At 59.8% G+C, this 10272-nt stretch carries 7 protein-coding genes; 6 read left to right on the plus strand and 1 reads right to left on the minus strand.

The window, feature by feature from the left end; translation table 11 throughout:
* Nucleotides 1-204: 204 nt before the first annotated feature.
* Nucleotides 205-555 (minus strand): hypothetical protein, encoded by a 351-nt coding sequence (locus CIW50_RS29605; RefSeq protein ID WP_246664426.1) that lies wholly within the window; start codon nucleotides 553-555, stop codon nucleotides 205-207.
* Here CIW50_RS29605 and CIW50_RS23065 point away from each other — a divergent pair.
* From CIW50_RS23065 to CIW50_RS23090, 6 genes are all read left to right on the plus strand, one after another.
* Complete coding sequence (locus tag CIW50_RS23065; RefSeq protein WP_246664425.1) at nucleotides 469-1956, plus strand: TolC family outer membrane protein; 1488 nt, start codon at nucleotides 469-471, stop codon at nucleotides 1954-1956. The genes CIW50_RS29605 and CIW50_RS23065 overlap by 87 nt on opposite strands.
* Nucleotides 1957-2172: 216 nt before the next feature.
* Nucleotides 2173-4359, plus strand: a complete 2187-nt coding sequence (locus tag CIW50_RS23070; RefSeq protein ID WP_149533507.1) for a type I secretion system permease/ATPase — start codon at nucleotides 2173-2175, stop codon at nucleotides 4357-4359.
* Nucleotides 4346-5680, plus strand: coding sequence for an HlyD family type I secretion periplasmic adaptor subunit (locus tag CIW50_RS23075; protein ID WP_149533508.1), 1335 nt, complete (start codon nucleotides 4346-4348; stop codon nucleotides 5678-5680). The genes CIW50_RS23070 and CIW50_RS23075 overlap by 14 nt, the downstream gene beginning before the upstream one ends.
* A gap of 262 nt (nucleotides 5681-5942) precedes the next feature.
* Nucleotides 5943-6941 carry a transglutaminase-like cysteine peptidase gene (locus tag CIW50_RS23080; protein WP_149533509.1) on the plus strand — a complete coding sequence of 333 codons (999 nt, stop codon included), beginning with the start codon at nucleotides 5943-5945 and terminating at the stop codon, nucleotides 6939-6941.
* Between the two features lie 90 nt (nucleotides 6942-7031).
* Complete coding sequence (locus CIW50_RS23085; protein WP_246664421.1) at nucleotides 7032-7409, plus strand: hypothetical protein; 378 nt, start codon at nucleotides 7032-7034, stop codon at nucleotides 7407-7409.
* A gap of 636 nt (nucleotides 7410-8045) precedes the next feature.
* Nucleotides 8046-10272 (plus strand): T1SS-143 repeat domain-containing protein (locus CIW50_RS23090; protein ID WP_502707529.1); only part of this gene is annotated, 2227 nt, incomplete at its 3' end.

Here is a 10272-nt window from a genome sequence, read left to right on the forward strand (position 1 = left end):
CCTGCCCGAATCGGTGCAGCCTGAGCGTGTATTTTCCCGAGTTGGCGGCGGTGTCGGTCTCAGCAAACGCCGTCGTCTCGCATTTTTTTCCATTTTACGAAATAGCGACGTTTGCCACAATTGATCGACTGGTGACCGCCGCGGGACCATTTAAATAAGCCGGACCGGTTCCCGTTTCACGAAACTTTGTTAACCCATTGTTAATTATTGATAAACTGCTGAAATAGAAGCTAAAATGACAACCGTGGGACGCGCCTGAAGCGCCGCCGCCCGGTTTCCAGGTAATGTATTCTTGCAACAATGAGTCAGTTTTCGTTCTAAATTGTGGCTTTCGGATTGCGGCAAGTTCCGTTTCTTGTTAGCGCTCAATTCATGAAGCAGATCGCAAAGATTTTCCTTGTAGTTGTATTGTTCGGAGCGAGCGGCCAGTTCGCTTATGCAGCTGAGCCATTTTTCATTCTCGATGCCATCAATCAGGCGGTAAAGACGAACCCTGGTGTCGGCGAGGCGTCTGCCAATCGCCGCGCCACCGAAGCCGAACTTCGCCAGAGCCAAGGTACGCTGTTGCCTCAGATCAGGCTGCAGGCGAATACCGGTCCCGAGATGTTGAACCGGGCGATCGTTCCAGCGCCGGCCGGCAATGGTTCTTATGTCAACGGCAGCGAGGCGTCCGTAACGGTCCGCCAGTTGGTATTCGACGGTTTTGCGTCGATCAACGACATCTGGCGTCAGGCTGCGCGCGTCGATGCTGCGGCGTTCCGGGTGCTTGAACGGACCGAACTGATCGCGCTCGATGCTGCCGAAGCCTATGTCGATGTGACGCGCTATCTGCGTCTGGTCGCTTTGGCCGAACAGAATCTCAAGGTTCATTTAGAGCTGCGCGCCAATGTCCGCGCGCGTTTCGCTGGCGGTCGTGCCGGTGAGGGCGATACCCAGCAGGCGGAAGAGCGGGTGGCTGCGGCAGAAGCCGTGCTGTCGGATTTCCGGCTCAGCCTCGATTTCGCGCGCGCCAAGTATCGCAAGACCGTTGGTCTTGAGCCGTTCAATGTGCGTTTCCCCGGTCGCTTGCCGGATATGCCGGCAACCAAGAACGATTCGCTCGACGTCGCCTTCAAGTACAATCCGACGATCCGTGCCGCTGGTGCAGATGTCGATGCGGCCAAGCGCGCTTTCGACTCGACCGCGGGCGCATTCGTTCCGAACGTCGCCCTGGAAGGCCGCGCGCTGCGCGGCAAGGACTCGATCACCTATCCGGGCAACCGCGACGAAGTCAGCGGCAAGGTTGTCGTCAGCTGGGATATCTTCCGCGGCGGTCAGGATGCGTGGAAGCGCGCTGAGGCTGGCGAACGCATGATCGAGCAGCAGCAGAAACATGCACGTCTGCAGCGCGATGCGCTGGAGTCGCTCGACAAGGCATGGGCTGCACGCACGATCACGACGGAACGTGCTGCTGCGCTGGCGCGTGAAGTTGAAGCCGCTCGCCGTACTTTCGTGGCCTACAATAAGGAATATGAACTCGGCCAGCGCACGCTGATCGATCTGCTGAACTCGCAGAACCAGTACTTTAACGCCAATGTCTCGCTTGTGTCCGCGCGTGGCGTCACGGTGTTCGCCGACTATCAGCTGCTGGCAGCCATGGGGCAGTTGTTGTCCTATCTGAAGACCGGCAAGCCGCCGGAGTCGGAGCCGATCGAGAGTCGTGCATCCGGCCTGATCCCGTATCGTCTGCCGCCGATCCTGCTGACGGCGCCGGAGCCGGGATCCGAACCGCTCAATACGGTTCTTCCATTCCGGACATGGAACTCGCCTTTCGCACCGGCGCTGGAACCGAAAGTCGTACTGTTCGGTGATCGCTGGGCGTCACAGGATCTGTCGAACGCCAACGCATTTTTCATGACGTCGGGCCAGGTCGGGCAGGGCAGCGTGTCGGCCGATGCTTCGGTAGGACGCCGTTAACCAATTTTGCACGCGGATTTACAATCCGCGGTCTGGTTTACCGTAAATTCAGCAATTCGGCTGAACCGCGAAATAGTACAGGCGCTCTCCAAGGATCGCCTGTAAAGCTGGCAAGTCATATTTTGTAAGGCCAGTAGACTCTCGCATGGGTCATACAAGGCGCCTGGAATTTCCGAGGCTGCATTGAATATTCGCTCACCCAAGTTCGATATTGCAATGGACCTGCCGGCCGCGCCCGTAGCCGAGGTCGAGCATCAACATGCCGATCCGTTAACGGACAGCCTGCTTTATCTGGCAGCTCATCACGGCAGAGCTGTCAGCCGCAGTGCACTGCTTGCCGGTCTTCCGGTCGAACGCGGCGTGCTGACAACGGCTCTGTATGAACGCGCAGCGCAGCGGGCTGGCCTTGAGGCCGAACTGAACGAGCGGCCGCTCAAGGATATCCCAGCGCTGGTCCTGCCTGCTGTGCTTCTTTTTCACGATGGTTCGACGCGGATTCTGCGCGGCATCGATCTGGCGAGTGGCCGCCTGACACTCGCAAATCCGGCGGGCGACGGCGCGATCGCCATGGAGCGGATAGAAGCCGTCGAAGAGAAATATGCCGGCTTCGTCTATTTCGTTCGCCCCGCGTCCGTCAGCGATCCGCGTGCGATTGCCGCCGGCGATTTGCCGAAGGCGCACTGGTTCTGGTCAGTCGTCAGCCGGTTCGGCTCCAACTACAGTCATGTCGCCATTGCAGCTTTCATCGTCAACATGCTGGCGCTCGCCGCGCCGCTGTTCACCATGAGCGTGTATGACCGCGTCATTCCGAATGGCGCGATCCCGTCGCTGGTGGCACTTGGTGTCGGCCTGTCGCTGGCGATCGCATTCGACTTCCTGCTCAAGGTGGTCCGCAGCCGCATCATCGACATGACCGGCAAGAAGATCGACGTGGTTCTGGCGTCGAACATCTTCGAACATGTGATGGCGTTGAAGATGGACAAGCGCCCGCCATCGGTCGGCATTCTGGCCAATCAGATGCGCGACTTCGATTCGGTCCGCGAGTTCTTCACCTCGGGCACCGTCGTGACGGCGACCGACATGATATTCGCGATCATCTTCATTGCGGTGCTGTTCGTGATTGCCGGACCGCTGGCCTGGATCCCGCTGGCGATGCTGCCTGTGATGATCCTCGTCGGTCTCTTGATCCAGCGGCCGCTCGATCGTGCGATGAAGCGCCTGCAGGCAGAGTCGGCTGCGCGCCATGGCATTCTCATCGAGTCGCTGAACGGCATCGAGACCGTTCGCGCAGTTGCGGGCGAGAGCCGGGTGCAGACAGTTTGGGAACGTTCCGTCGCGGCGACGGCACGTTCAAGCGAAGGCGTGCAGTTCTGGTCCTCGCTGGCAATGACCAGTGCGAGCGTGGCGACGCAGTTGTGCAGCCTGTTGCTGGTCGTCGTCGGCGTGTTCCTCATTCTCGACGGCAAGCTGTCGGTCGGCGCGCTGGTTGCGGCCAATATGTTGTCGGGTCGTATTCTCGGTCCCATCGCGGGCATCGCGGCCGTGATGACGCGCGCGACACAGACCATGTCGGCCCTGCGGTCGATCGATCGACTGATGGCGACGGAGCGCGAGCGGCCGCCGGAAAAAATCTTCGTGGCCCGCGAGATCACCAAGGGCAGCATCGAATTCCGCAATGTCAGCTTTTCCTATCCGAACAGCCCGGCCAAAGCCCTCGACGGCATCTCTTTCCACGTGAAGCCTGGTGAAAAGATCGGCATCATCGGCCGGGTCGGTTCAGGCAAGACCACGGTCGGGCGTCTGGCGACGGCGTTCTATCCGCCGAGCGAAGGCAGCATCCTGATCGACGGCATCGACATCCGGCAATACGATCCGGCGGACCTGCGCGCCGGCATCGGTTTCGTGCTGCAGGACACGGATCTGTTCTACGGCAAGCTGCGCGACAACATCACGCTGGGCCGTCCCGACGCGACCGATGAGGAAGTGCTCGCGGCTGCACGGCTGTCCGGCGTCGAGACCTTCATCGCCGGTCATCCGCAGGGCTACGATATGATGGTTGCGGAAGGCGGCCGTAGCCTGTCGGGCGGTCAGAAACAGGCGATCGGCCTCGCGCGCGTGCTGATTCGCAAGCCGCGCGTGTTGTTTCTCGACGAACCCACGGCTCATTTCGATGTGCGCAGTGAAGGTGAATTCCTCGACCGCCTCAAGACGCTTGCCAAGGGCGAGATGTCGATCATCGTCTCGACGCATCGTCCGTCGCTGTTGTCGCTGGTCGATCGTATCCTCGTGTTCGACAACGGCAAGATCGTCGCCGACGGTCCCGCCGACCAGATCCTGACGCGCTTGCGTCCGCAGCCGCAGGCTCCTCAAGCCGCGGGGAGGCCGGTCAATGTCGCAGTCTGATTTCGCATTTTCGAACGACGTTCGTGCGGCCATGGAAATGCGCACGCCCCGCACGGCGCGGATGTTGTTGATGACGGTCACCGGTCTGCTCGTCGTGTTCCTGCTCTGGGCACACTTCGCCGTGCTGGATGAAGTGAAGCGCGGCAACGGCAAGGTGGTGCCGTCGCGCCAGACCCAGGTGGTCCAATCGCTCGAAGGCGGCATCATCAGCGAATTGCTGATTCAGGAAGGCGCCATCGTCAGGAAGGATCAGCCGCTGGCGCGCATCGAAGATACCAACTTCGCGGCGCAGTTCGGCGAAATCCGCGAGCGGCGCGGTGCCATGGCTGCCCGCGTGATCCGACTGGAAGCAGAGACCTTCGGCAAGACCAGCGTCGAGTTTCCGGAAGATCTCACGAAGCTTGCACCGCGAGCGGTGCAGACCGAACGCAGCGTGTTCGACGCCCATATGCGCAAGCTTGCACAGGACATCGACGTGATTGCGCAGCAGGAATGGCAGAAGAAGAAGGAAATCGACGAGCTCCGTGCGTCGGAAACCCGCTTCTCCGAGACGCTGACGCTGCTGACCCGCGAAACCTTGCTGACGCGCCGGCTCTATGAGCAGAGGGTCGTTCCCGAGATCGAGATGCTGCGGTCCGACCGGCAGGCCACCGACATGCGCGGCCAGCTCGCGGTGGTGCAGGCGACGATGGTCAAGACCGAGGCCGCCGTGAAGGAAGCGCAGTCGCGGCTTTTGAATATCACCACGGCTTTTCGCTCCACGGCGGAAGATGATCTCGCGAAATCGCGCGGCGATCTCGCGGTGCTCGACGAGAACATCAAGTCCGCGCAGGATCGCGTTCGGCGTACTGAACTGCGATCGCCGGTCTACGGCATCGTCAACAGACTTAACGTCACCACGATTGGTGCGGTCGTTGCACCTGGTGCCAGCGTGATGGAGATCGTGCCGCTTGAGGATACGCTGCTGGTCGAGGGGCGCATTCGTCCGCAGGACATCGCCTTCATCCGTCCGGACCATGAGGCGGTGGTCAAGCTCAGCGCCTACGATTCCTCGGTCTATGGATCGCTTCACGGCAAGGTCGAACGTATCAGTGCCGATACCATCACCGACGAAAAGGGCGACAAGAACGAACGCGGCGAGACATTCTATCGCGTTATGGTACGCACCGAAAAGAACCACCTCGGAACGACCGAGAATCCACTGCCGATCATTCCGGGCATGGTGGCGACCGTAGAAGTGCTAACCGGCAAGAAGTCGGTGCTGGATTATCTCGTGAAACCCGCGCGCATGCTGCGTGACGAGGCGTTTCGCGAACGCTGATAGCGCAACGGAGCATTTTCGTTGCTCCGTATGTTACCTTGCCGCAGTCCATCAGAGTCAACGAACTCTTAAAACGCAGGCTTCGCTAAAATTCGAGCGAATACGTTTGTAAGCGATTGAGCGCGTCCAACGACATACCCGCACAGGTTGACGTGTTTTAACCGGCCTGAAGCAGTCCCCGATTTATCCCTGATGCCACAAGATCCGGACGGGGATCGACGCAATGACGTCGGCTGATGCTCCGGACAACGGGGCGTCAGTCATGTTGCGTATCGATCAGGCGCGGGCATTCCCGCGTGCGCTGGGGTTCGTGCTCGCTGGTGTCGTAAGCGTCAGTGCTTGCGACGGGGCATTTGCAAAATCGCGTGCGAAGAAGACGGTGCTTGAGCGCTCCGTGATGGAGACGTCGATCGCAGGCATGACCGCGCCGCCGGTCCGGTTCTTCACGATCAATCAGGTGCTGGCCAAGCGTGACAGCGAAAACCATCCGAAGCCCGGCAACATAGAAATTGCATCCCTGGATACGTCGCAGGGGTCCGGCGCCAAGGTGATCAGCGATGCACCGTCTCCGGCCGCGGTCCTGCCAGCCACCAGCGAGGAGCCGTTCGGCCTGTTCACGTTCCGCGCGCCCGAAGGGCTGCTGTGGACGAAATGGCGCGGTGTTGAAGCGCGTATGCGCGCCGACTTGAAATCGATCGAGGCTTGCAAGGCTGATAGCGAGAACTGCGCCGCCGGTGCGCGCAAGTTTGTCGCCGTCACGCGTTCCGCCGCCGAGTTGGGTCTGCGCACACGCGTTGAGGCGATCAACCGCGACGTCAACACTGCGATCCGCTATGTCGGAGACTATCAGCAGCACGGCGTTGCCGATCTGTGGAGTTCGCCGCTCGAGACGCTGTCCGCGGGCATCGGCGACTGCGAAGACTATGCGATCGCCAAATTCGCCATGCTCGTCGCGGCAGGCGTGCCGGAGGCCGATATCAAGATGATGCTGGTGCGTGACATGGCAGTGCGTCAGGACCATGCAGTGCTGACCGTCCGTGTCGATGGCCGCTGGCTGGTTCTCGACAATCGCTACTCCCGACTGTCGGAAACACGTGATTTACCGCATTTCATGCCGCTTTTTGCCATCGACCACACAGGCGTCAGCCTGTTCGCCGCGCCCTATGCCGCGCGTCCGCACCACGAGAGCGAGACCGACATGTTGCCTGCGGCCGAGGTGGACGGCTTCGGCGGCGGCTCGTCCCTGCCGCTGGCGCTCTGAGATAGTTCGACAACAGAACGCCGACAATCGGCTTGAGCCGGCGTTTTATGCGTTTCCCGATCTTGTACTTGCGTGCATCTTGGGCTCTTAATGCGCCAGGGTGAGGTCGACGAGGGGATTGAGATGCGCTTCAAGCACACGCTGCTGGGTTTGTTCGTGGCCGCCGGAATGGCTTCCGGTGCAACTGTCTCGCATGCTGAAGGCCTGCTTCCGGGCGCTGCCTTCTCCGTCGATTGTCAGGATGGGGCGGTCTACAAGTTGACCTCCGGTCGGGTGACCTTTCCCGGTGATATCGTCACCGGCCATCTGTACATGTCCCCGCACCGTGCAATGCCTGTTCGCCTGATCCCGATGGGTGAGGGATATCGCTATGCAGGCCGTGGCGTGTGGCTGGATGGCATTCGCGAGCACGCGCTGTTGTATCGGGCCAAGTATAATCCGGTCGCGTGCGTCGTTACCCGCATCTAGACTTTTATCCTATCAATTATCTCCTGCGGTAGCAGTCCTGCGATGGCGGGTTGCGTATCTGCGCAACTCGCCGACTCACGTTTCTGTCCGGAGAACAAGTCCGCGATCCAGGGATTCGCGGAATGCGCACTGCAAATGGCGACCTCGCCATCTGGCGGTGACACGAATGCGCTTTAAGCAGTTGTCCCATTTCGAAATTTGCTCGCGAGGAGCGACCACTACGCAGCGGTTCGCGCCGCTGTCGATATCGGCTTGCGAAAGCAAATTCAGACGCCCGTTCAATATTGGCGGAGATGCTTGTGGTTGTGAGCTGATTTCGTTGTTCAGAGCGATATGAGAAGTCATTCTATCAAGTATAAAATAAGTCATTTTTTCGAATACTTTCTTATTTTTACAATACATACGTCGATATTTGTGGATTTTTCCGGGCATTCCCAAAAATAGACTGTCTAGACAAAGTATTACTTTCGGATGGTTCATATTTATTAATGCGTTGTTTCATTTTTGAACTTAACCAATGCAACGAAAACGCTTCAAATTTTACAGGTATTCATTGACGTCTCTAGGTTCTTAAGAATATTTTAACCCTCGCAGGACTTGGACATTTTTCGGTCCGATCAGCTTGAGGTTGTATTCATGAACGCTCCCGTATTGCTCGCTCAACTCGCCGGTTCCACCACGCAGACCCCGCCGTCTCCGAAGAACCTGAAGCTTGAGAAGCCGCAGAACGGGCAGGCTGTCACAGTCCATCTCGACGGCAATACGAAACTCGATTTCGCTGACGTCGCGAGCGAGAAGCTGACCTTCGTACGCGTCGGCGAAAAGCTGATCATCCTCTTCGACAACCAGTCGACTGTGACCGTTGATCCGGTGTTCGACTCGATGGGCAAGCCGCTCACCGATCTCGCGTTCGACATGGGCTCCGATCGCACGCTGACAGGTGAGCAGTTCGCGCAAACATTTCCGATCACCACCGATCAGTCCGTTCTGCCTGCAGCCGGCGGCGCCACGGGCCCGACGGGCGGCGCGAATTTCGGCGATGCGACCGTCGGCGCTCTGGGTGCCTCGGGCGCACGTCTCGCGCTGCTCACGGGCGAGGATGGCGGTGGAGGCTTCAGCACGCTTGACGATGGTACGCCTAACCCGTCGCCGATTCCCGGCGGTGTGACGGCTGTGACGCTGAATGAAGATGGTTTTGCGGAAGGCAATCTCGGCGGCACCGGCGATACGGGTGGCACCGCAACATCGGTGACCGGTTCGCTCAATGTTGATTTCGGGACCGACTTCGTAAATCGCAGCTTCGCATTCTCGCTCAATCAGCCGACGCTGGCGGGCCTGACCTCGGACGGTCAGACGGTCCAACTTGCTTTCACTACCGTGAATGGCCAGCCGGTGATGATCGGCTATGTCGGCGGCGATTTCACCGTGGCTGCCAATCAGGTCTTCACGGTGTCGCTCGACGCCTCGTCGCTGCAAGGCAGCTATACATTCACGCTGTTGCGCCCGCTCGATCATCCGATCCATGGCACCGAAGATACGATCAATCTCTCGATCAACGTGATCGCCACGGATGGTAGCGGCGACACCGCGCCCGTGACGATCTCGATTGGCATCAATGACGATACGCCGGTTATCGGCACGCCGACCGAAGCTGGTCTCACGGATCCGCTGTCGGGTAATCCGGCGACGCAGACGGGTTCGCTGGGAATCTCCTGGGGCGCCGACCGCTACAACGATCATGTCGACGGCGGCGTATCTTCGACCACTGGCGGAACCGGGGATCGCTCTGTGATCTTCGGCGCTGCCAGTGTGGCTGTGACGGACGCGAGCGGCAATGGAATCGCATCGCTGACGTCCAACGGCGAAACCGTTCACTACGTTCTGCTGAATAACGGCACGGCGCTCGTTGCCTATACCGGCGATACCGCGCCGTCGGCGCTGCCCGGCAGCGAAGTCGCCGACAATATCGTCTTCGTCGTTACGCTATCTGATGCGAGCAGCACCGGAAGCTACACGATCACGCAGTATCAGCCGCTCGATCACGTCTCCGGCGATCAGGCGCTCGGATCGCTCAATCTGACCTTCCAGTACACCGCGACCGATAGCGATGGCGATTCCGTCTCCGGCACGGTGACCACCGTCGTTACCGACACGGTGCCGACGCTCGGCGAATCGGTTGCAGCGCATACTGTCGGCGAAGATGGTTTGCCCGGCGCGAACGTCAGTGGTCCGGAGGGTGGATTCGATGCAGCGAACAACGTGTCGGTCACCGGCGCACTGAATGTCAACTGGAACGCGGACAGCGACATTCGCCACGATGGCGATACTTACGGTCGCACGCTGTCGTTCTTGACGAGCGGCGAGACGCCGACGGCAATTGCCGGCGGTTCGGCGACGATCAGCAGCCTCAATCTGACGATCACCGGTGAAGCCGGTACGGCTCTGATGTCCGGTGGCGTCGCGCTGCAATATGTGGTGACCGCCAATGCGGACGGCGGTGAAACGCTGACCGCCTATAAAGGCACGCCGGGTGAGGGTAACGCGGTCTTTACGCTGGTGCTCGATCCGACCTCGACCCACGGCAGCTACACCTTCACGCTGCTAGGCGAGCTTGATCATGGCGCGGAATCGAACTCGATCGGCCTGACATTCGCAGTGCAGGCTGCCGACGCCGACGGCGACACGATCAATACGAGCTTCGTTCTCAATGTCGAGGATGATGTGCCGGTGGCGCATAGCGTGACGGCATCGCGTGTGCTCGACGATGAAGCGCAGACGGTGTTCACGCCGACCAATCCGGGTACGGGCTTCCTGAACCTGGGCGACGTGTCCCCGAACTATAATTCTGTCACCGGCGCAGCAG

The sequence above is a fragment of the Tardiphaga sp. P9-11 genome (assembly GCF_008329525.1).
Lineage (GTDB): Bacteria > Pseudomonadota > Alphaproteobacteria > Rhizobiales > Xanthobacteraceae > Tardiphaga.